The sequence below is a fragment of the Sphaerisporangium sp. NPDC005288 genome (genome assembly GCF_040607475.1).
Taxonomy (GTDB): Bacteria; Actinomycetota; Actinomycetes; order Streptosporangiales; family Streptosporangiaceae; genus Sphaerisporangium; species Sphaerisporangium rhizosphaerae.
This window is the reverse complement of the sequence record NZ_JBEXGT010000002.1, coordinates 378,174-399,514: the sequence shown is the minus strand read 5'-3', so window position 1 is coordinate 399,514 and position 21,341 is coordinate 378,174. Positions and strand designations below refer to the sequence as shown.

Sequence of the window (21,341 nt, the reverse complement as noted above, 5' to 3'; positions counted from 1 at the left end):
TTGATGTCGGTGACCCACTTGGTGGCCGAGACATAGCCGTACAGTCCGGGGACGACCTGGCGCACCGGGAAGCCATGGGAGACGGGGAGCGCCTCACCGTTCATCGCGACGGCGAGCAGCGCGTCCCGGCCGTCCATCACGATGTCCACCGGCGTGCCGCAGGTCCAGCCGTCGGAGGAGGTGGACAGCAGCATGTCGGCCCCGGAGCGGAGGCCGACGTCGCGCAGCACGTCGGCCAGGCGGGCGCCGAGCCAGCGCGCGTTGCCGACGTAGTTGTCCCCCACGTCGTTGGACACGCAGGTCAGCGTGACGTCGGCCTCCATGAGGGGCCGCTTGAGCAGGTCGGCGAAGGTGATCTCGACGGGCCGGTCCACCATGCCGTGGATCTTCAGCGTCCACGTCTTCGGGTCCACCTGCGGGACGACCAGAGCCGTGTCGACGCGGTAGAAGTCGCGGTTGGGCGTCGTGAAGGGCGACAGGCCGTCCAGGCGGAAGTCCACTCCGGAGGGGAGCGGCTTGGCCGGCGTCGCCGCCCTGGGCAGGGCGAGCTTGGCGCGTTCGGTGGAGACGTCGAGCCGGCCGCCGAGGGCGCGTCCGATCAGCCCGCCCGCCCCGGCCACCACGACGCCCGCGGCGACCCCGCCGAGCAGGGCGCGCCGGTCGAACTCGGGCTCCTCGGCCGTTGCCCGCATGACGGCGGGACGCCCGGCCGGCCGCTCTTCGGCGTCCTGCGGCTCCCGCGGCTCCATGGCCGCGCCGGACGCCGCCGGCGCACCGCCGACCCCGGCACCGGTCGCGGAGGAACCCGTGGCGGAGCGACCGGCCCCGCCGGAACCGGTGGCCGAGCCACCGGCCCAGGCGGAACCGGTGGCCGAGGAAGCGCCCGCCGGAGAACCGGCCGCGGAAGAGTCACGCAGGTCCTCGCCCCCGTGGAGGTCCTGCGGGTCCCGCTCCCGGATCGTGGCCGCGCCCGAGAGGGCGGCGGGGTCGTCGTAGCGCGGGAAGCCGTATCCCGGTTCGGCGTCAGGCCACGCCCGCCGGACCAGGATGCGCAGCGCCCAGGCCCCGGCCGCCGCCCCGGCCGCCGAGGGCAGCACGTCGAGCACCGCGCCGTCGGGTCTGGTGACCGCGGCGACCGCGCCGACCACGCCGAAGGCCAGCAGCCCGGCCGTGGCGTACCCCGCGCGACGGCGGGCCAGCAGGCCGAGACCGGCGGCGACGAGGGCGAGCACCACCACGATGCCCGAGATGAGGACGAACTTGTCGCTGGCGCCGAAGGTGCGGATGGCCCATTCCTTCAGCGCGGCCGGCGTGCGGTCGACCGCCGCGTCGCCGACCGCGATGACCGGAGACGCCTTCGGGTCGAGCAGCCCGGCGGCGAGCTGGCCGATGCCCAGGGCCACCGCGCCCGCCACGAGGCCGATGAGCGCCGCCGCCCATGCCTGCCCGCGCGGGCGCGTCTGGTTGAGGTTCACAGGACGAACGCTACGCCTGAACCGGTCGTCCGGATCTTACGCCCCGGTTACGGGGCCTTCCCCGCGAGTGGTCACGGGGCCTTGCCCGCGAGCAGCTCGTGCAGGACGGGCACCTACGCCCCGGTTACAAGGCCTTCCCCGCGAGTGGTCACGGGGCCTTGCCCGCGAGCAGCTCGTGCAGGACGGGCACCAGGGCGCGGAAGGCCCGGCCCCGGTGGCTGACGGCGTCCTTGTCGGCCGGGGACAACTCGGCGGTCGTGCGGTCCTCGCCCTCGGGGACGAAGATCGGGTCGTACCCGAACCCGTTGGACCCGCGCGGGGCGCGGATCAGCGTGCCGGCGAGCGTACCCTCGACGACGCGCTCGTCGCCGCCGGGCAGGGCGAGCGCCGCCGCGCAGGCGAAGTGGGCGCCCCTGCGGCCGTCCGGCACGTCCGACACCTGGGCGAGCAGCAGCCGCAGGTTGGCGGCGTCGTCGCCGTGGGAGCCCGACCAGCGGGCGGAGAACACCCCGGGCATGCCGTTGAGCGCGCCGACGCACAGCCCGGAGTCGTCGGCGATGGCGGGCAGCCCGCTCGCCGAGGCGACGGCGTGCGCCTTGATCAGGGCGTTCTCGGCGAACGTGAGCCCGGTCTCGGCGATCTCGCCGATCTCGGGGAACCGCTCGAGCCCGATCAGCTCGATCTTCTCGTCGGCGTCGGCGAGGATGCGCCGCAGCTCGACGATCTTGCCCTCGTTGCGGGTGGCCAGGACCACCGTGCGCACCACGCTCACGACAGGACCCGGCGCTGGAGGGCGGTGAGCTCGGCGCAGCCCGCGCCGGCCAGGTCGAGCAGGGAGTCGAGGGTGGAGCGGTCGAAGGGGATGCCCTCGGCGGTGCCCTGGACCTCGACGAACTCCCCCGACCCGGTCATGACGACGTTCATGTCGGTCTCGGCGGCGACGTCCTCGGTGTAGCACAGGTCGAGCAGCGGGGTGGCGCCGACGATGCCGACCGAGACGGCGGCGACGGAGTTGACCAGCGGGTCGCCGGGGCACATCTTGCGCTTGCGCATCCAGGCGATGGCGTCGGCGAGGGCGACGTAGGCCCCGGTGATGGCGGCCGTGCGCGTGCCGCCGTCGGCCTGCAGCACGTCGCAGTCGAGCACGATGGTGTTCTCGCCGAGGGCCTTGTAGTCGACGCAGGCGCGCAGCGAGCGGCCGATCAGCCGTGAGATCTCGTGGGTGCGGCCGCCGATCTTGCCGCGCACCGACTCGCGGTCGCTGCGGGTGTTGGTCGAGCGGGGCAGCATGGCGTACTCGGCGGTGATCCAGCCGAGACCGCTGCCCCTGCGCCACCGCGGCACGTTGTCCTGCACCGTGGCGGCGCACAGCACTCGGGTGCCGCCGAACTCCACCAGGACCGAGCCCTCGGCGTGGGCGAGCCAGTCGCGGGTGATCGTGACCGGCCGGAGCTGGTCGGGACTGCGTCCATCATCACGTGCCATGGGCTCACCTTAGGTCATACACGGCCCCGCTCCGCGCGAGTTCCACCCGCCCCTCGAACCCTCCGCGCCCGGCGTCCCGCAGGATCTGCTCCGGGTCGTTCCAGGGCACCAGATGGGTGAGAACGAGCGTGCCGGCGCCGGCGCGGGCGGCGTGCTCGGCGGCCTGGCGGCCGTTCATGTGCAGGCCCTCCGGGTTGCCGGGCCGGTCGAGGAACGACGCCTCGCACAGCAGCACGTCGGCCCCGGCGGCGAGCTCGACCAGCTCGGCGGACTCCCCGGTGTCGGCCGAGTAGGCGACCGCGTGGCCGCCGTGCGCGACGCGGAAGCCGTAGGTCTCGACGGGGTGGTTCATCTGGGCGGCCGTCACCTCGAACGGCCCCACGGAGAACGTGCCGGGCGCGAGCGCCGAGAAGTCGAAGGCGGTCTCCAGTCCCGGCTCGTCGTCCATGCCGTAGGCGGCGCCCAGGCGGCGCGGGGCGTCCTTCGGGGCGTGGACGGGGACGCGCGGCAGCGGGCCCGACGGCGCGTAGGTCCGCACGACGTGGTAGGAGCACATGTCCAGGCAGTGGTCGGCGTGCAGGTGCGACAGGCAGATGGCGTCCACGTCGTACAGGCCGATGTGGCGTTGCAGGGCTCCGAGGGAGCCGTTGCCGAAGTCAAGGAGCAGGCGGAACCCCTCGGCCTCCAGCAGGTAGCAGGACGCGGGACTGTCAGGGCCGGGGAAGCTCCCGGAACAGCCCACGATCGTCAATCTCACGGCGGACTCCTCACTCGGCGCGGTAGCGCCTTGTCACACTGACGCGACGCGGTCAGCACTGTTCGTTCGCGCGCCCCGGCACGGGTGTCCCGGCCCAGGGTGTCCCGGCACGGCGGGCGCCGCACCCGGCACGGCGGGCGCCGGGCGCGGCCCTGCCGGCCCCGCCCGCCGTCCGCGCCCCGTCCCATCGGGGCGCGTGTGGTCTCAGTTGGGCGCGGCGAGCGCCCCTTCGCCGGAGATGTCGCCCACCGGCGCGCGCTCGACGTCGACGATCTCCGGTCCGAGGAACCGCCGCCCGAGGTGGGCGAACATGGCGCCGTCGCCCGTCGCGCGGAACCTGTGCCGGGGCGTCCCGCTCCGCGCCGCGAGGCCGCGGTCGTGCAGGACACGGTAGACGTCCTTGGCCGTCTCGTCCGCGCTGGACACAAGCGTGACGCCGTTGCCGGCCACGTAGGAGATCGCGCCGGTCAGCAGCGGGTAGTGGGTGCAGCCGAGGATCAGCGTGTCGCAGCCGTCGTCGACCACCGGCCGGAGGTACTCGCGGGCGACCTCGATCAGCTCGTCGCTCATCGTCTCGCCCCGCTCGACGAACTCCACGAACCGGGGGGCGGCCACTCCGGTCAGCCGCACGTCGGGGGCCGCCGCGAAGGCGTCGTGGTAGGCCATGGACTCGATGGTCGCGCGGGTGGCGATGACGCCGACCCGGCCGTTCCTCGTGGCGCGGACGGCCCGCCGGGCCGCGGGCTGGATGACCTCCACCACGGGGACGTCGTACCGCTCGCGGGCGTCGCGCAGCACGGCGGCGCTGGCGCTGTTGCAGGCGATCACCAGCATCTTCACGTCGTGCTCGACGAGGTGGTCCATGACCTCCAGCGCGTACGCGCGCACCTCGGCGATGCGCTTGGGCCCGTACGGCTGGCGCGCGGTGTCGGCGACGTACAGGATCGACTCGTTCGGGAGCTGGTCGATGATCGCCCGGGCGACGGTGAGGCCGCCGACGCCGCTGTCGAAGATCCCGATCGCGGGACCGTGCCCGTCCCTCTGCTCTTCCACGGCGTCGATCATGCTGACCCATGGCGCGTGGGCGACGCTCCCGATGTCCACCATGATCCCAACATTAAGGGACCGTGGACAATCGCTCTTGGTAAGAATGCTCACATTGGAGTAATCCCTCACCGGGCCGTCCGTCCCGGCGGGCCCCGCGCACGCCCACCGTCGCACCGCCCGCGCGCCACTCGGCCGTCGCACCGCCCGCGTGCCGCTCGGCCGTCGCACCGCCCGCGTGCCGCTCGGCCGTCGTGCGGCCCATCCGCCGCTCAGCCACGGCCGAGCCGGGCGAGCTGACGCGACTGGGCGACCAGGTTGCCCGCGGAGTCCCAGATCTCGACGTCCTCGTCGAACCATCCGTCCCTGATCAGGCGCCCGTGGCCGACGACCTTCAGCCAGCCGGGGGCGGGCAGCCCTCGCAGGTGCCAGGTCAGCTCGACCGTCGGCGCCCATCCCCTGGCGCCCGCGGAGAACACGACCGGCGGCAGCGCGTCCACGGCCATCGCCAGGATGTAGGGGTCGGGGTCCTGCGGCTCGGCCATGCGGAAGTACGCGCGCGACTCCGGCCGCCCGGTCGGCGTGCCGGTGAACCAGCCGATCGTGGGCGGGTCGAACCGGGTCTCGATCTGGGCGTTGAACGTCATGTTCGACTCGTCCTTGGGGGACGGCAGCGGCAGGCACTCCTCCACCGCAGGCATGGCGACCGCGGGCTCGCCGATCCACTCGCTCGGGCCGTCGCCGAGGGTGGCGGTCGTCACCAGCGTCTCGATGTAGGAGACATCGTCCTGGACCAGGGTCGCCCGGGTCATCGCGGCGGTCCGGCCGGCCTTGAGCTGCTCCAGCCGGACGCGGGCGGGGCCGGGCCTCGGGGCCCGCAGGAACTGCGCGGCGGTGGACACCGGGTGCTCGTACGGGGAGGCGTCGACGACGGCCCGCAGCACGGCGGCCATGAGGTACCCGCCGTTGAGCGGCCCGCCGATCGCGTAGCCGGGATCGAGGCAGACGTCGTAGGTGGTCGCGTCGACCCTGATCGCCTGCGTCGCCTCGTCGAACTTCGTCATCTGCTCCCTGGCCCCGTCCCGCGCGAAACGAACCGAATTTCGTTCTGGAAGCCTCACCCTACCGAGGTCCGCAAAGCCGGTGGAAAGCGGCCTGCAAGTGCTTCGCTACCGCGGCGATCTAGCCTCGCGGCGGATCCCTTCCCACCTGAGGACAATCCCCCTATCCATCGAAAGCGGAGCCATGGCAGGCCAACCCCTCCCCCCGTACCCGTTCAACGAGGACCCCGACCGGACGGTGTCCTACCGGCACCCATCGCCCGGCCGGCACGCCGCTCCGGGGACCCAGTCCTTCACCTACGCCGCGCCGCCCCTCGCCGGGCCGCCGCAGGCCGGGGAGCCCGCGTGGCAGCAGGTGCAGATCGGCGCGCCGCCGCCACCGCCCGCCCGCAGGCGCGGGCGGGGCTGGCTGCTGGCGATCGTCGCCGCCGTCGTCGTGGCGCTGGTCGGGGGCGGCGGCGTGTACGCGATGACCCTGCTCAGCGGCGGCGGCGCCCAGCCGGAGGACGTCCTGCCCGCGGGGACCATGGCCTACGTGCGGCTCGACCTCGACCCGGCCGCGAACCAGAAGCTCGCGCTGTTCCAGCTCGCGCGGAAGTTCTCCGCGACGCGGGGCGCGTTCACCGGCGACGACCCGCGCCGGTCGCTGTTCGAGCTGCTGCGCCAGGGGGACTCCGGCCTGGCCGGGGTGGACTACGCCCGCGACGTCGCCCCGTGGCTCGGCGACCGCGTCGGCCTCGGCGTGCTGGCGCCGAAGGCGGGCTCCGGCACGCCGCGGGTGGTCGCGGCCGTGCAGGTCACCGACGAGGACGAGGCCCGCGCCGGGGTGCGCAAGCTGAACACCGGCGGCGAGCTGAAGGGCCTGGCGTTCCGGGAGGGCTACGCGATCCTCGCCGAGACGCAGGCGGAGGCCGACGCCTACGCCACGGCCGCGCCGCTGTCGGGCGAGGCCGCCTTCGCCGCCGACCGTGAGGCCGTGGGCGAGCCGGGCGTGCTGTCGTTCTGGGGCGACGCCGGCCGGATCGCCAGGGCTGCGCAGGCCACCGGCGCCACCCCGCCCGCGGGCACCCTGGACATGGTGAAGAACGTGCGCTTCGCCGGGGCGCTGCGCTTCGACGGCGGGTACGCCGAGCTGACCGGCATCTCCCGCGGCGGGACGATGCAGGCCCCCGCCGCCGTGGAAGGCGCGCGGCTGTCGCGGCTGCCCGCCTCGACCGTGGGCGCGCTGTCGGTGTCCGGCCTCGGCGAGCTGCTGGCCGGCCAGTGGCCGCAGATCACCGAGGCCGCCGACGGCGCCTCGGGCGGCCGGTCGTTCTCCGACTTCGTCCAGCAGGCGCGGCAGACCTACGGCATCTCCCTCCCCGAGGACCTGGTGACGCTGCTGGGCCAGAACCTCACCGTGGCCGTGGACCAGCGCGGCCTGGACGGCGAGCTGCCCAAGGCCGGCGCCGTGCTCACCACCGACCCTGCCAAGGCGCAGGCGGTCGTCGCCAAGATCGAGAAGTTCGTCGCCGACTCAGGGACGGCGGCGCCGCAGATCGCCAAGGTCGCGGCCGACGGGCGGCTCGTCCTGGCCAGCTCCCAGGAGTACGCCGCCGAGCTCGCCAAGGACGGCGCGCTCGGCGACAGCGAGACCTTCACCACCGCGGTCCCGGACGCGGACTCCGCGTCGGCCGCGCTCTACATCGACCTGGACAAGATCGAGAAGTACTACCTGGACGACCTGAGCGGCGAGGAGCGGGCCAACGCCCAGGTGCTGCGCGCGGTGGGCCTCAGCGCCCGGCGGTCCGGCGACATCACGTCCTTCAGCCTGCGCGTCCTGTTCAACTGAGCTTCGGGACCGCGGCACCTCCGGGACCGCGGTGCCCTGCCGACCAGGAAAGCCGGACCGACCCGGTGGGACGCCGGACCGGCCAGGACGCGGTCCGGGCCGGGACGGTCCGACGCGGGGGCGGGAAGACGAACGCGGGCCCCCTCTCCAGGGAGAGGGGGCCCGCACTCGTGAGCGAGAAGATCGGGCCTCAGGCCCAGAGCTGGCCCTCCAGGCGGTCCTCCGCCTGGTCCAGCGTGCCCTCGTAGGCGCCGGTGGACAGGTACTTCCAGCCGCCGTCCGCCACGATGAACACGATGTCGGCGCGCTCCCCGGCCTTGACCGCCTTGGCCGCCATGCCGAGCGCGGCGTGCAGGGCGCAGCCGGTGGAGATGCCGGCGAAGATGCCCTCGGAGCCGAGCAGCTCGCGCGTGCGGCGCAGCGCGTCCGCCGAGGTCACCGAGAAACGCGTGGTCAGCACGTCGGCGTCGTAGATCTCGGGGATGAACCCCTCGTCCACGTTGCGCAGCCCGTACACCAGCTCGCCGTACCGCGGCTCGGCCGCCACGATCTGCACGCCGGGCACGTGCTCGCGCAGGTAGCGCCCGACGCCCATCAGGGTGCCCGTGGTGCCGAGACCGGCCACGAAGTGGGTGATGGAGGGCAGGTCCCGCAGGATCTCCGGCCCCGTCGACTCGTAGTGGGAGCGCCAGTTCGCCGGGTTGCCGTACTGGTAGAGCATCACCCAGGACGGATTCTCGGCGGCCAGCCGCTTGGCCACCCGCACCGCCTCGTTCGACCCGCCCGCCGCCGGCGAGGGGATGATCTCGGCGCCCCACATGCGCAGCAGCTGGCGGCGTTCCTCGGAGGTGTTCTCCGGCATCACGCAGATCAGCTTGTAGCCCTTGAGCCGGGCCGACATCGCCAGCGAGATGCCGGTGTTGCCGGAGGTGGGCTCCAAGATCGTGCAGCCGGGCGTGAGCAGGCCCTCCTTCTCGGCCTGCTCGATCATCCACAGCGCCGGGCGGTCCTTGACCGACCCGGTCGGGTTGCGGTCCTCCAGCTTGGCCCAGACGCGGACGTCCGCGGACGGGGACAGGCGCGGCAGCCCCACCAGAGGGGTGTTCCCGACCGAGTCGATCAGCGAGTCGAAGCGCATGACTAGCGCATGCCTCCGGCCACGGCGGGCAGGACGGTCACGGTGTCCCCGTCGGCGACGGGGGTGTCCAGGCCGCCGAGGAACCGCACGTCCTCGTCGTTGAGGTAGACGTTGACGAACCGGCGCAGGCCGGAGTCGTCGACGATGCGCTCCCTGAGCCCGGGGTGGCGGGACTCGAGGTCGCCGATCAGGTCGGAGAGAGTCGCACCCGCGGCGTTCACCGACTTGGCGCCGTCGGTGTAGGTGCGGAGGATGGTCGGAATGCGAACCTCGATGGCCATCGCGTGTTTCTCCTTGGTCAGTGGTCGTCACGGGACACCCAACGTGTGCGAACACGCGGGGCGGGGCTGGGATTCCTGCGTTCAGGAACAGTCGTAGACGACGGTGAACGGAGTGTGCGCGAAAAGATGGTTCTGCACGGGTGACGACCGGCCGGGGCGCACGCGGGCGCTCGGCGACACCGGATCGGTCATCAGCATGTTCCCAACTCTACCGCTTCCCCTGCGAGCCTCACGAGGAGACGATCTCCACCTGCTCCTCGGTCACGACCCCGTCCACCACGCGGAACGAGCGGAACTGCACATCATCGGGATCGGCCGTGGAGACCAGCACATAGTGGGCGTTCGGCTCGGAGGCGTAGCTGATGTCCGTGCGGGACGGGTACGCCTCGGTCGAGGTGTGCGAGTGGTAGACGACCACCGGCTCCTCGTCGCGGTCGTCCATCTCGCGCCACACGCGGAACTGCTCCATCGAGTCGAAGCGGTAGAACGTCGGCGACCGCTCGGCGTTCTCCATGGGGATGAAACGCTCGGGCCGGTCGGAGCCCGCCGGACCGGCGATCACCCCGCAGGCCTCGTCCGGGTGATCGGCCCAGGCGTGGGCGATGATCTTGTCGACCAGTTCCCGTGAGATCGTGAGCATGCCTGGAAGTTACCAAAGGGCGCGGACCAGCGTGTCCTGGAGGTAGGTCAGCCAGTCGTAGGTAACGTACGCCGGGTAGCGCGGGTCGTCCTCGGCCATCCCGGCCAGCTCCTCGTGCACCTCTTCTGTGACCTCCAACCGCACGCCGAGCGCCAGGCGCACGTCGTTCAGCGCGCGCAGCCACGCCTGCGCCTGCTCGCCGGTCAGCTCGACCTTGCCCTGCTCGGCGGTCTTCAGCAGCACCTCGGCGTCGGCCCGCTTGCCCTCGCGCAGCGTCGCCTCGGTGTAGCGGCGGAAGTCGGCGGCCGCCTCGTCGTCGTCGGCGTAGGCGGAGGGGAACAGCCGGGCCAGCACCGGATCGGACGGCGCCGTCGCCGAGCCGATGCCGAGCGCCCGCTCGAGCGGGTCGTCCCCCGTCGCGCCCGGCTCCACCAGGCCGAGCACCTGCGACACCAGCGAGCGCAGGATCGAGGCCTCCCCGGCGTCCAGCAGGATGGCGACCCCACCGCCACGCGTCGCGCTGAAGCCCGTGCTCACGCCGAATCTCTCTGGACGGTGGCCCACAAGCCGTAGGAGTGCAGGATCTGCACGTCGCGTTCCATCTCCTCACGGGTGCCACTGGCCACGACGGCCTTGCCCTTGTGGTGCACGTCGAGCATCAGTTTCTCGGCTTTGACCTTGGGGTAGCCGAAGACCGTCTGCAGGACGTAGGTCACGTACGACATGAGGTTGACCGGGTCGTTCCACACGATCGTCAGCCACGGAAGGTCGGGACGGACGTCCGTCGACGGACGCTCGACCTCGGCTGGAGCGGTACTACCCACGTTCCCATCCTGCCCTACGCCAGTCGTAGTCTTCGACTTGTGAAGATGGCCATGAGCAGCGCGTTGCTCACCGATCACTATGAGCTGACGATGCTGCAGGCGGCATTGGACAGCGGGGCGGCGCACCATCGGGCGGTGTTCGAGGTCTTCGCCCGCCACCTCCCCCTGGGTCGCCGGTACGGCGTCGTCGCGGGCACCGGGCGGGTGCTGGACGCCCTCGCGGACTTCCGCTTCGGCGAGGCCGAGCTGGCGTTCCTGCGCGAGCGGCGGGTGGTGAACGACCGCACGCTCGACTTCCTCGCCTCCTACCGGTTCTCCGGCGACGTGTACGGCTACCGGGAGGGCGAGTGCTACTTCCCCGGCTCGCCGATCATGGTGGTGGACGGCACGTTCGCCGAGGCCGTGCTGCTGGAGACGCTGATCCTGTCGATCCTCAACCACGACTCCGCGGTCGCCTCGGCGGCGTCCCGCATGACGCACGCCGCGGGCGACCGGCCGATCATCGAGATGGGCTCGCGGCGCACGCACGAACGGGCCGCCGTCGCCTCGGCGCGGGCGGCCTACCTGGCGGGCTTCTCCTCCACCTCCAACCTGATGGCCGGCGGCGTGTACGGCGTGCCGACGGCCGGCACCAGCGCGCACGCCTTCACCCTGCTGCACGGCAGCGAGTACGACGCCTTCCAGGCGCAGATCGACTCCCTCGGCCACGACACCACGCTCCTGGTGGACACCTACGACGTCGCCAAGGCCGTGCGCACGGCGGTGGAGCTGGCAGGGCCCGGGCTCGGCGCCGTGCGCATCGACTCGGGCGACCTCGCGGTGGTCGCCCGCGAGGTGCGCAAGCTCCTCGACGGGCTCGGCGCCACCAAGACGCGCATCGTGGTCACCAGCGACCTGGACGAGTACGCCATCGCCGCGCTCGCCGCCGCGCCCGTCGACGGGTACGGCGTCGGCACCTCGGTGGTCACCGGGTCGGGCGCCCCCACGGCGTCCATGGTCTACAAGCTCGTCGCCCGCGAGGACGGCGAGGGCGTGCTGCGGCCGGTGGCCAAGAAGTCGGTCGGCAAGCCGAGCCGGGGCGGCAGGAAGGACGCCTTCCGCCTCGTCGAGGACGGCGTCGCCGCCGCCGAACTGGTCACCACCGCGCCCGGCGCCCCCGCTCCCGAGGGCGCGCGGCCGCTGCTGCACACGCTGGTGCGCGGCGGCGAGATCGTCGGCGGGGAACCGCTGGAGGCCGCCCGCGAGCGCCACCGCGCCTCCGTCGCCGAACTCCCCGTCCTCGCCCACCAACTCTCCCAAGGCGACCCCGTCATCCCCACCCTCTTCTCCTGACCCGCAGCCCCACCACGACCTCCCGTCTCACCTCACCACCGGCGGAGCCCTCCCGCCCGACCAGACGTGCTTCATCGGCGCCGGGTCGACGGGATCCGTACCGCACAGAGCACCCCGGCAGGGCCAGATCCCCAGAACGGGGCGCCCCTCACCGCGACGCCCGTCCCCGGTTCCCCCGCCCGACCAGGCGTGCTTCATCGGCGCCGGGTCGGCGGGGTGGGGTACGGCGAAGCCGGCGCCGTTGTACGGCGCCCGGCCCGGACGCCCTGGGCCGGGTCAGGCCGTTCGGAGGATGGGGGTGCCTCTCAGGGCGACGCCGGCGGTGGTGAGTTCGGTGAGGGCCGCTTCGGTGGTGGCGGGGGCGACGCCGGCCGTGAGGTCCAGCAGAACGCGCACGGCGAAGCCGTTGTTCGCGGCGTCGAGCGCGGTGGCGCGCACGCAGTGGTCGGTGGCGATGCCGACCACGTCCACCCGCTCGACCCCGCGCGTGGTCAGCCACTCGGCCAGCCCGGTGCCCGCGCCGCTGGCGCCCTCGAAGCCGCTGTAGGCCGCGCTGTGCCGGCCCTTGCTGAACACCTCCTCCACGGCGGAGGTGTCGAGCGCCGGGTGGAAGTCGGCCCCGGAGGTGCCCACGACGCAGTGGGCGGGCCAGGTGCGCTGGTAGTCGGGGTGCTCGGCGAAGTGGTCGCCGGGGTCGACGTGGTAGTCGCGGGTCGCCACGACGTGGTCGTATCCGCCCGTGGCGGCGTGCGGACCGATGGCGGCGGCGACCTCGGCGCCGCCGCCCACCGCGAGGCTGCCGCCCTCGCAGAAGTCGTTCTGCACATCGACGATGACAAGCGCGCTCTTCAAGCCGGTCTCCCTGGAGATGACGGGACGGGAATGTCGGACGCTCGGGCCGGAGCGCCGGTGCGCCGCGTGCTCATGGTGGTGCCGGTCACCCGGGCGGGTGCGGAGCCAGCGGGTGCGGAGTCAGCGGGAGCGTTGAGTGGCCCATTTGCGGATGGTCTCTATGCGGGCGCGGATCTGGTCGGCGGAGGCCTGGGCGATGGCCGGGCCTCCGCAGGCGCGGCGCAGCTCGGCGTGGATGACGCCGTGCGGCTGGCCGGTGCGGTGGTTCCAGGCGCCGACCAGGCCGTTCAGCTCTTTGCGCAGGGCCGCGATCTCCTCGTGCGGTGCGAGCGCCACCGGGGCTGGAGCGTCGGCCACCTTGCGCCGCCGGGCGGCCTGCTGATCGGCCTGGTGCTTGCGCAGCAGCACCGCCACCTGGTCGGGCTCCAGCAGCCCCGGCAGGCCGAGGAAGTCCTCCTCCTCGGGGGAGCCGGGCTCGGCCGAGGTGCCGAACTCGCCGCCGTCGAACAGCACCCGGTCGAAGGTCGCCGACGCCTCGACGGTCTCGAACGGCAGCTCGTCGCCCAGGACGTCCGGGCTGTCCTTCCTCTGCCGGGCGTCCTCGACGAGGAAGTCGTCCAGGCCCTCCTCGGGAAGCTTGCGATCCAGGACGTGGTCGCGCTCGGCCTCCATCTCACCGGCCAGGCCCATGAGGGTGGGCACCGAAGGCAGGAACACCGAGGCCGTCTCGCCCCGCCTGCGCGCACGGACGAAGCGCCCCACCGCCTGGGCGAAGAACAGCGGCGTCGAGACGCTGGTGGCGTACACGCCCACCGCGAGACGCGGGATGTCGACGCCCTCGGAGACCATGCGGACGGCGACCAGCCAGCGTTCCTCCGAGGCGCTGAACTGCTTGATCTTGTCGGAGGCGCCGGGGTCGTCCGACAGCACGACCGTGGCGCCCTCGCCGGTGATCGCGCGCAGGTGCCTGGCGTAGGAGCGCGCCGTCTCGTGGTCGGTGGCGATGACCATGGCGCCGGCGTCGGGCACGTGCCTGCGCACCTCGGTGAGGCGCTTGTCGGCCGCCCGCAGGACCTGGCGGATCCAGTCGCCCTTGGGGTCGAGGGCGGCCCGCCACGCCTGGCCCATCTGGTCTTTGGTGAGCGGCGTGCCGAGCGTGGCGGTGATCTCGTCACCGGCGCGGGTGCGCCAGCGCATCTCACCGGCGTACGCCAGGAAGATCACCGGGCGGACGACCCCGTCGGCGAGCGCGGGGCCGTAGCCGTAGGAGTAGTCGGAGACGCTGCGCCGCACGCCCTCGCCGTCCTCGGCGTAGGTGACGAAGGGGATGGGGTTGGTGTCGGACCGGAAGGGGGTGCCGGTGAGGGCCAGGCGCCGCGCGGCCGGTTCGAACGCCTCGCGCACGCCGTCGCCCCAGGACTTGGCGTCGCCCGCGTGGTGGATCTCGTCGAAGATGACCAGCGTCTTGCGGGCCTCGGTGCGGGCGCGGTGGAGCGCGGGGTGCATCGACACCTGGGCGTAGGTCACCGCGACACCGACGTAGTCGCGGGAGGTGGCGCCCTGGCTGTTCTTGAACTCCGGATCGATGGCGATGCCGACCCGGCCCGCGGCGTCGGCCCACTGGCGCTTGAGGTGCTCGGTGGGGCACACGATGGTGACCGCCCGCACGATGCCCCGGCTGATCAGCTCGCTGGCGATGCGCAGCGCGTACGTCGTCTTGCCGGCGCCGGGGGTCGCCACGGTCAGGAAGTCGCGCGGCTCGCGCCGGAAGTAGAGGTCGAGCGCCTCCTGCTGCCACGCGCGGAGCTTGGGCGCGGTGCCCCACGCGGCTCGGTCGGGATAGGAAGGTGACAGATGGGACGCGGCAAACGAGCTCACGCCGACCTCCTTGTCAGAGGACCTTTCCGGACCTCGGGGCGGTGCCCCACACTGATGATCTTGTCGTCGCGCTCGCTTCGCTCCCTCACAGTGAAGCCACGATAGCGGGGGACACCGACAGGACGTGCCGCCCCCGAGGATGCTCGCCATCGCGCCCCTCCCGTGCTATCGCCCCGCCCAGGGACCGGCGGCACACCCCTGGGGCGTCCCCAGGGACGCCGGCGGAGGACGGCCGGGCTAGGTGACTCCGCGCATGATGGCGTCGATCTCGGCACGGCGCCGGGGGGTGTCCGGCTGCGCGACGGCGAGCAGGACGACGCTCTCGCCGTTCTTGGTGAGAAGTGTCACACGCAGATAGGCCGGCTGGTTGACCACGTCGGTGTAGGTCGCGCGGAGGGCGCGGGTGTGGCCGGTGAACCCGTTCACCGCGACCGGGCGGTCGTCCACCACCTCCACCTCGTCGCCGTGCAGCAGCAGCCGCCCGTACAGCTCGGCCAGGTCGAGCGTGGCCGCACGCGGGCCCGCGGCCGGAAGCGGGCCGGCCGGGCGGGCCATGACGAGCGCGGAGTCGCCCGCGGTGGCGACCGAGGTGAACCCGGTGACCGGCGGGACCGTTCCCGGCGTCCAGCCGGACGGCAGCGTGTAGCCGACTCCGGCGACGCCGTCGTCCACCGGGACGGGGCCCGGGCTCGCGTTCAGGCGGCTCACGGCGAAGGCGACCACTCCGGCCACCAGGGCGGCGCCCACGACCACCGCCACGACGAACACGAGCACCCGGCGGGCCCAGGAAGGCACCCTGACCCGCGAGGGGGCGGCCGGAGCGCCGTACAGCCGGGCCGACGGCGGCAGCCCCTCCTCCTCCGGCGGAGGCCACACGGGCTCGCCGTACGGCCGTCGCCCGGTGCGGTACTTGTCCACAGCGCCTCCTCCCGTGCACCGAGTATCCGTTCCAGGGCGGCCCTTCCGTCAACGAAACATTTGAATAATGACGCCGATGACCGCAATGGGCCGTCCGGACGCCCCGCCGGAGACCGGCCCGGGCGGATGTGGGGGCGCACCGAAGCGCGGGCGATCCGGCGTCAGGGCCGCGAGGTCACCGGGTTCCTGACACCACCGCGGGAACGGCGATCCGGCGCGCGGCGGCCAGGGGGCGGGGACGCGGCAGGCGGCCAGGGGGTGGGACGCGGTAGGCGGTCAGGGGCGGGGACAGAGGCGGGGACGCGGTAGGCGGTCAGGGGGTGGGGACGCGGTAGGCGGTCCACATGTCGCGCATGCGGGCGGCCTGGCCGGCGGTGAACTCCGACATGCAGCGGTCGTGGGAGTAGTCCATGTAGTTGTGCACCGGGTCGTCACCGAGGTCGGGGCAGGTGTCCTTGCGATCGGGGCACCCCTGGGTCGAGGTGGCCTCGGGCGGGGTGTCGTCGACCGAGTCCCCGGGCGAGCCGCAGCCGTTCTCGAAGGTGTGCAACAACCCGAGCCAGTGGCCGATCTCGTGCACCGCGGTGTACCCCTTGCCGAAGTCGCGCAAGCTGCCGCCGGGCAGGCTGCGCCAGTCGACCACGACGCCGTCCAACTTGGGGTTGTTCTGGTACCAGTGCGGATAGGTGGCATAGCCGAGCACCAGTTCGCCGAACTGGGCGACGTAGAGGTTCAGCGTCTCGGCGCCGCCCTTGCGCAGCCGCTGCTTCATGGCGGCCTCGTTGGCGAGCGGCTGGTGGAACCACACCTGGTTGTCGGTACGCGTGACGCCGCGCAGCGCGAACCGCACGCCGGTGTCGGCGCCGCCGAGCCGTCCTCCGTAGGCGGCGTTCAGCGTCTCGACCTGGGCCGTGACGGCGGCCTCCGGGGCGCCCGCCTGCCCGTCGGTGATCACATGGACCCACAAGGGGACGGTGACCGTGTGGGCCCGGAGACCGGGACGCAGGGCGCCGAGCCGGCGCCGCATCTCCGAGAGCATGCGCTCGGTGTCCCGGCGGTCGGGCGCGTACGGCTCCGGGCCGCGCCCGTCCATGCGCGGGGGACCCGCGTGCCCGCCGCACGGGCGCGCTGCGGCGGCACGGGCCGGCACGCCGGGCGCGCCCGCGATCGTGAACAGGCACGCCAGAGACGCCAGAGACCCCAGAGACACGGCAACCGTGCGCCGCACCATGCACTCCCCCGGTTCGATCAGGTCAGAGTGCTGACGCTAGCCGCCGCCGCGCCGATCGCCGGGGAGCAACACTCGCTCCCCGGCCAAGGGTTCACTCAGGCTCGCCCGCCCGAGCATGAACGGCTCACCCGCCCACCCGGACGTGCGTTACGGCGTCACGGAGCCGTCGCGCGCGAGCCTGGACGGCTCATCGCCCGGCGCGAGGTACGAGGACGCGGACGCGCGGCCTCGCGGGGTCACTCTTTGGGGCCGCCGCCCAGGGGAAGACCTTCGTAGATCTCCTTGCACTCGGGGCACACCGGGTACTTCTTGGGATCACGGCTCGGGACCCAGACCTTGCCGCAGAGCGCCCGGATCGGCGTGCCGGTCACCATGCTCTCGGTGATCTTGTTCTTGTCCGCGTAGTGCGAGAAGCGCTCGTGGTCTCCCTCGTCGCCGTGCGAGAGGTTCGGCCGTACTTCGCTCTCGGGAAGGATCTTCGTGCTCACGACATCCGAGTCTACGTGCGCCGGGGAGCGGCGCGGCGGACGAACCCGTGTTCCGGCCGGCCCTCGCTCGCGGCGCGGGCCGGCCGGGACCGGGCCTCAGCCCACGTGGACGGCGGCGTCGTAGGTCTTGCGCCCGGCCCGGACGAACAGGGCGAGGATCGCGGCCAGGACGGCGACGATGACGCTCACGGTGAAGCCGAAGTGCATGCCCGAAAGGAAGGAGCTGTGCGCCGCGTGCGTCAGCGCGTCGGCGATCGGCTTGGGCGTGCCCGGCTGCACCGGAGCGACCCCGATCGCGACGAGGTTCTTCATCGCCTCGACCTGCGCGGGGGTCGCGGGGATGTGCGCGGCGGCGAGATTGCCCGGCAGGACGTCCGCCACGCGGGCGGTGATCAGCGCGCCGAGCACCGCGGTGCCGAGGGACCCGCCCACCTGCATGGCCGACTGCTGCATGCCTCCGGCGACGCCGCTGTACTCCTCGGGCGAGTTGCCGACGATGACCTCGGTCGCCCCGACCATGACCGGCGACAGGCCGAACGCGAGCAGCGCAAAGGGGACGGCGGTGTCGAGGTAGCCGGCCTCCAGCCCGAGGCGCGAGAGCAGGAACATCGAGATCGCGGTGATCAGCATGCCGATGGCGATCGGCACCTTGGGCCCGAACCTGCTCAGCGCCGCGCCCGCCAGCGGGGAGGCGACGATCATGCCGGCGCTCATCGGCAGCATGCGCATGCCCGACTCCAGCGGGGACAGCCCGTGCACGCCCTGGAAGTAGAAGGTCAGGAAGAACATCGCGCCGAACATGGAGAAGGCCATGAGCACCATCAGGACGGTGCCGATGGAGACCGACGCGTTGCGGAACAGGGTGAGCGGCAGCAGGGGCTCGGTGGCCCGGGTCTGCCAGAACACGAAGGCGGCGCCCAGCACGACGGCGCCGGCGAAGAACCCGATCGTCCGGGCGTCTCCCCAGCCGTAGCCGGGCGCCTTGATGATGGCCCACACCAGGCAGAACATCGCGCCGGACAGGAGCACCACGCCGGGGACGTCCACCTTGGACAGCGCTTCGGACCTGCTCTCCTTGATGACCCACAGCCCGACCAGCAGCGCGACCACGCCGACCGGCACGTTGATGAAGAAGACCGACTGCCAGCTCACGTTCTCGACGAGCAGGCCGCCGATGATCGGGCCCGCGGCGCTGGAGACGCCGATCGCCGCGCCCCAGATGCCGATGGCCATGTTCAGGCGCTCGGCGGGGAAGGCGGCGCGCAGCAGGGCGAGGGCGGCCGGCTGGAGCAGCGCCCCGAACAGGCCCTGGAGCACCCGCAGGGCGATCAGGACGCCGATGGAGGAGGTGAGGCCGATGGCGAGCGAGGTGAGGGCGAAGCCGGCGATGCCCACCAGGAAGACCCGCTTGTGGCCGAAGAGGTCGCCCAGCTTGCCGGCGGTGATGAGGAAGACGGCCAGGGCGAGCAGGTAGCCGCTGGTGATCCACTGCAGGTCCGACAGGGACGCCCCGAGGTCCTTGCCGATCACCGGGTTGGCGATGGAGACCACCGTGCCGTCGAGCATCACCATGATCACGCCGAGCGCGACGGCGAGCAATGTGAGCCAAGGATGGCCGTGCCCGCGTCGGACCGGCGCGTCCGCGGGCGCGGCCAGCGCTTGTGCCATGGAAGATCCCCCGTTTCGAAAGATTAGTCGACTTCTAGTAATTTATGGCAGACCATGACAGATGACAAACGGTTTTATACGACAGATCATGACTTGTGGCACAATGTGAAGTGAACATTTCGAGGAGGTGACCGGCATGGGTCTTCGGGAGCGCAAGAAGCACCAGACCCGGCTGGCGCTGATAGACGCGGGCTTCCGGCTGTTCCTCGCCCAGGGGTACGAGGCCACGACCGTCGACCAGATCGCCGCCGCGGTGGAGGTCTCCCCGCGCACGTTCTTCCGCTACTTCGGCAGCAAGGAAGACCTGGCCCTGGACTTCACCCTCGAGTACGACGAGCGCATCAACGCCGCCCTCGCCGCCCGGCCCGAGGACGAGCCGCCGTTCACCGCCCTCACCCGCGCCTTCCGCGAATTCGTCCACGCCATGGAGAGCGACGCCGCCGAGGAGACCGAGCGCTTCCTGCGCCACCGCCGCGTCGTCGACGCCAACCCGGCGCTGCTGTGCACGAGCTTCGCCCGCATGGCCGACATCGAGCAGAAGCTCACCGTCGAGATCGCCAGGCGCCAGGGCACCGACCCCGCCACCGACCCGCGCCCCCGGCTGCTGGTGGCCTTCGCCACCTCGGCCGTCCGCGTCGGGATGGACTGCTCGGTGGACGACGACAGCTATCTCCACAGCCTGGTCGCCAACGTCGACCACGCGCTGGACCTGGCCGAGCAGGCGCTGCGTCCCGGCTGGGACCGCCCGCCTGCGGCACCGTCGGCAGCACCGCCCTCCGGCCACCGCACCGGCCGCGAGCCGTGCGCGGGCGAGGACCCGGGCGCCGAGCCGCCCGCGGCCGCGGTCAGTTGAGCTTGGGGTCGTCCGGGCAGGTCGCCACGAACGCCAGCTCGCCCGGCTGACGCCGCAGCACCGACCGCCACAGGTTGGCCGGCCGCGAGTCGAAGGTGTCGCCTGGTTCGGCCTCGACGACGTACCACGAGCCCTCGCGGATCTCGCTCTCCAACTGGCCCGCCGTCCAGCCGGCGTACCCGGCGAAGATGCGCATCTGCGTGATCTCGCCCGCGAGGATCTCCGGAGGCGCGTCCAGATCGACCGTGCCGAGCTTGGAGACGGCCGACGAGCCCGCGTGCAGCCTGCGCCAGCCGAGCGGCTCCTGCCCGCTCGGCACCGAGGCCAGGGCCAGCGCGCTGTCGGTCTGCACCGGCCCGCCCTCGAAGAGCACCGGAGGGCCGGACACCAGAGAGTCCCAGGAAGGGAGCACCTGCGTCACGGTGACCTCGCTCGGCCGGTTCAGCATGACGCCGAGGGTGCCGCCGTCCTCGTCGTGCTCGAGGATCAGCACGACGCCGCGCCGGAAGTTCGGGTCGTCAAGCAGTGGCGTCGCCACGAGGAGCCCGCCGACGTAGATCGCCTCCGCCATGCATCCATCATGACGCGTGATGTGGGGAACGCGCGCCCGCCCCCGGGCAGACAGGGCCGCCACCTCGCGATATGTTACTCAACGCGCTCAACCGGGCACTGTCGGTATGTAGTATCGATGACTGGAGGATCCGATCGGCTCGCGAACACCGCGCACGGGAGGAAAGGAAGGGGCCTCATGTACCGCCTCATGATGCTGGCTCTCGTGGCGGCGGGCGTGGCCGCCGGCGTCCCGGCCGCCGGAGCCTCGTACGCCGCGGGCGTCACCGGGCGTGAGGCGCGCGATCTTCGCGACGGGCGCGTCGAGGTGACCATGTCCAAGGTCGAATGCCCGTCCGGGCGGGCCGACGTCATCATGACCGCCCCCCGCCACCGCGACGTCGTGGAGTACTCCGTCTACCGAGGCGGTTCGCTGGTGCGCAACGGCGTGCTCTGGCCCGGCGTCCAGCGCAACATCCCGGTCTACCTCGAACCGCGCACCAGCGAACGGGTCACCGTCACCATCCAGGGCCAGGGCACCACGACCTTCCGCGTCTACTCCGGCTGCGAGGACGACACCCCGACCGGCTCCACCGGCTCGACGGCCACCCCGGCCTCCCGTGACTCGCAGGAGTCCTACGGCGAGTACCGCGAGAGCGTCTACAGCGAGAGCGACGGCGACAGCGCCTCCCACTCCAGCGGCGAGCACGGCGCGCGGCACGTCAACGGCCTGCGCGCCCACCGGTACAACCCGCTGCTGCGCCGACAGGGCATCGACCGCCTTCCCTACACCGGCCCGCCCGCCGACCTGTACGGCAAGATGGCCACCGCCGTCGGCATGGTCATCTTCGGCGGCATGCTGTGGGGCATCGCGGTCATCTGGCCCCGCCGCACCCCCGTCGAGCCCCTGCTGCGCCCCCGCCCCCTCTACGCCACCGGCCGCCGCCCGCTCACGCCAAGCTGACGCCGGCGCCAGCACACCCCGCTGACGGCCCGCGCCCCACGTCGGGGTGATGGCCTACGCCCTCAAGTCCGG

Annotated in this window: 22 protein-coding genes; 4 read left to right on the top strand and 18 right to left on the bottom strand. The window is 72.5% G+C overall.

Translation table 11 applies throughout. From position 1 onward, the window contains the following. From ABZU32_RS03690 to ABZU32_RS03665, 6 genes are all read right to left on the bottom strand, one after another. The coding region (locus ABZU32_RS03690) for a molybdopterin-dependent oxidoreductase (RefSeq protein WP_354916617.1) at positions 1–1,475 on the bottom strand (1,475 nt) is incomplete at its 3' end. Positions 1,476–1,623: 148 nt separating this feature from the next. Then, positions 1,624–2,238, bottom strand: coding sequence for an RdgB/HAM1 family non-canonical purine NTP pyrophosphatase (gene rdgB / locus ABZU32_RS03685; RefSeq protein ID WP_354916646.1), 615 nt, complete (start codon positions 2,236–2,238; stop codon positions 1,624–1,626). Between the two features lie 5 nt (positions 2,239–2,243). Beyond that, entirely contained in the window at positions 2,244–2,960 is a 717-nt protein-coding gene (rph, locus tag ABZU32_RS03680; protein WP_354841991.1) for a ribonuclease PH, read from the bottom strand. A 4-nt stretch (positions 2,961–2,964) separates the two neighbouring features. Continuing rightward, the gene (locus tag ABZU32_RS03675) at positions 2,965–3,717 is read right to left on the bottom strand and encodes an MBL fold metallo-hydrolase (RefSeq protein ID WP_354916614.1); all 753 of its coding nucleotides are present in this window, start codon (positions 3,715–3,717) and stop codon (positions 2,965–2,967) included. Between the two features lie 204 nt (positions 3,718–3,921). After that, positions 3,922–4,782 carry a glutamate racemase gene (murI, locus tag ABZU32_RS03670; protein ID WP_354916644.1) on the bottom strand — a complete coding sequence of 287 codons (861 nt, stop codon included), beginning with the start codon at positions 4,780–4,782 and terminating at the stop codon, positions 3,922–3,924. A 251-nt stretch (positions 4,783–5,033) separates the two neighbouring features. Beyond that, positions 5,034–5,825, bottom strand: a complete 792-nt coding sequence (locus ABZU32_RS03665; protein WP_354916611.1) for a thioesterase family protein — start codon at positions 5,823–5,825, stop codon at positions 5,034–5,036. Between the two features lie 181 nt (positions 5,826–6,006). Here ABZU32_RS03665 and ABZU32_RS03660 point away from each other — a divergent pair, with 181 nt between their 5' ends. Next, positions 6,007–7,653, top strand: coding sequence for a DUF3352 domain-containing protein (locus ABZU32_RS03660; protein WP_354916608.1), 1,647 nt, complete (start codon positions 6,007–6,009; stop codon positions 7,651–7,653). Between the two features lie 190 nt (positions 7,654–7,843). Here ABZU32_RS03660 and ABZU32_RS03655 read toward each other — a convergent pair whose 3' ends face one another. The 5 genes from ABZU32_RS03655 to clpS all read right to left on the bottom strand — a co-directional run bounded on the left by ABZU32_RS03655 (position 7,844) and on the right by clpS (position 10,536). Then, entirely contained in the window at positions 7,844–8,791 is a 948-nt protein-coding gene (locus ABZU32_RS03655) for a cysteine synthase (protein ID WP_354841980.1), read from the bottom strand. Positions 8,792–8,793: 2 nt separating this feature from the next. Next, entirely contained in the window at positions 8,794–9,072 is a 279-nt protein-coding gene (locus ABZU32_RS03650; protein ID WP_354841977.1) for a MoaD/ThiS family protein, read from the bottom strand. A 229-nt stretch (positions 9,073–9,301) separates the two neighbouring features. After that, positions 9,302–9,712, bottom strand: coding sequence for a M67 family metallopeptidase (locus tag ABZU32_RS03645; protein WP_354841974.1), 411 nt, complete (start codon positions 9,710–9,712; stop codon positions 9,302–9,304). 9 nt (positions 9,713–9,721) lie between these two features. Beyond that, complete coding sequence (locus ABZU32_RS03640) at positions 9,722–10,249, bottom strand: DUF2017 domain-containing protein (RefSeq protein WP_354841972.1); 528 nt, start codon at positions 10,247–10,249, stop codon at positions 9,722–9,724. Then, positions 10,246–10,536 (bottom strand): ATP-dependent Clp protease adapter ClpS, encoded by a 291-nt coding sequence (gene clpS / locus ABZU32_RS03635; RefSeq protein WP_354916606.1) that lies wholly within the window; start codon positions 10,534–10,536, stop codon positions 10,246–10,248. Before clpS ends, ABZU32_RS03640 begins: the two co-directional genes overlap by 4 nt. A 45-nt stretch (positions 10,537–10,581) precedes the next feature. Here clpS and ABZU32_RS03630 point away from each other — a divergent pair, with 45 nt between their 5' ends. Continuing rightward, positions 10,582–11,868, top strand: coding sequence for a nicotinate phosphoribosyltransferase (locus tag ABZU32_RS03630; protein WP_354916603.1), 1,287 nt, complete (start codon positions 10,582–10,584; stop codon positions 11,866–11,868). A gap of 276 nt (positions 11,869–12,144) precedes the next feature. On the opposite strand, the gene ABZU32_RS03625 is transcribed toward ABZU32_RS03630, so the two are convergent. The 6 genes from ABZU32_RS03625 to ABZU32_RS03600 all read right to left on the bottom strand — a co-directional run bounded on the left by ABZU32_RS03625 (position 12,145) and on the right by ABZU32_RS03600 (position 18,903). Continuing rightward, a complete protein-coding gene (locus ABZU32_RS03625; RefSeq protein ID WP_354916600.1) occupies positions 12,145–12,720 on the bottom strand; it encodes a nicotinamidase in 576 nt (191 codons plus the stop codon). 120 nt (positions 12,721–12,840) lie between these two features. After that, a complete protein-coding gene (locus tag ABZU32_RS03620; RefSeq protein ID WP_354916597.1) occupies positions 12,841–14,598 on the bottom strand; it encodes a DEAD/DEAH box helicase in 1,758 nt (585 codons plus the stop codon). A 237-nt stretch (positions 14,599–14,835) separates the two neighbouring features. Further along, the gene (locus ABZU32_RS03615; protein ID WP_354916594.1) at positions 14,836–15,516 is read right to left on the bottom strand and encodes a hypothetical protein; all 681 of its coding nucleotides are present in this window, start codon (positions 15,514–15,516) and stop codon (positions 14,836–14,838) included. 313 nt (positions 15,517–15,829) lie between these two features. Continuing rightward, positions 15,830–16,726 (bottom strand): zinc metalloprotease, encoded by an 897-nt coding sequence (locus tag ABZU32_RS03610; protein WP_354916591.1) that lies wholly within the window; start codon positions 16,724–16,726, stop codon positions 15,830–15,832. 257 nt (positions 16,727–16,983) lie between these two features. Then, positions 16,984–17,235, bottom strand: a complete 252-nt coding sequence (locus ABZU32_RS03605; protein WP_354841953.1) for a DUF3039 domain-containing protein — start codon at positions 17,233–17,235, stop codon at positions 16,984–16,986. 96 nt (positions 17,236–17,331) lie between these two features. After that, on the bottom strand, positions 17,332–18,903 hold the full coding sequence (locus tag ABZU32_RS03600; RefSeq protein WP_354916588.1) for an MFS transporter: 1,572 nt from the start codon (positions 18,901–18,903) through the stop codon (positions 17,332–17,334). Between the two features lie 136 nt (positions 18,904–19,039). Between ABZU32_RS03600 and ABZU32_RS03595 the strand changes: the two genes are divergently transcribed. Further along, positions 19,040–19,756 (top strand): TetR family transcriptional regulator, encoded by a 717-nt coding sequence (locus tag ABZU32_RS03595; RefSeq protein ID WP_354916585.1) that lies wholly within the window; start codon positions 19,040–19,042, stop codon positions 19,754–19,756. Here ABZU32_RS03595 and ABZU32_RS03590 read toward each other — a convergent pair. Next, positions 19,749–20,327 (bottom strand): YqgE/AlgH family protein, encoded by a 579-nt coding sequence (locus ABZU32_RS03590; RefSeq protein WP_354841945.1) that lies wholly within the window; start codon positions 20,325–20,327, stop codon positions 19,749–19,751. The two genes, ABZU32_RS03595 and ABZU32_RS03590, sit on opposite strands and share 8 nt — an antisense overlap. Positions 20,328–20,504: 177 nt before the next feature. On the opposite strand from ABZU32_RS03590, the gene ABZU32_RS03585 reads away from it, so the two are divergent. Continuing rightward, positions 20,505–21,269 carry a hypothetical protein gene (locus ABZU32_RS03585; RefSeq protein ID WP_354916582.1) on the top strand — a complete coding sequence of 255 codons (765 nt, stop codon included), beginning with the start codon at positions 20,505–20,507 and terminating at the stop codon, positions 21,267–21,269. Positions 21,270–21,341: the final 72 nt, after the last annotated feature.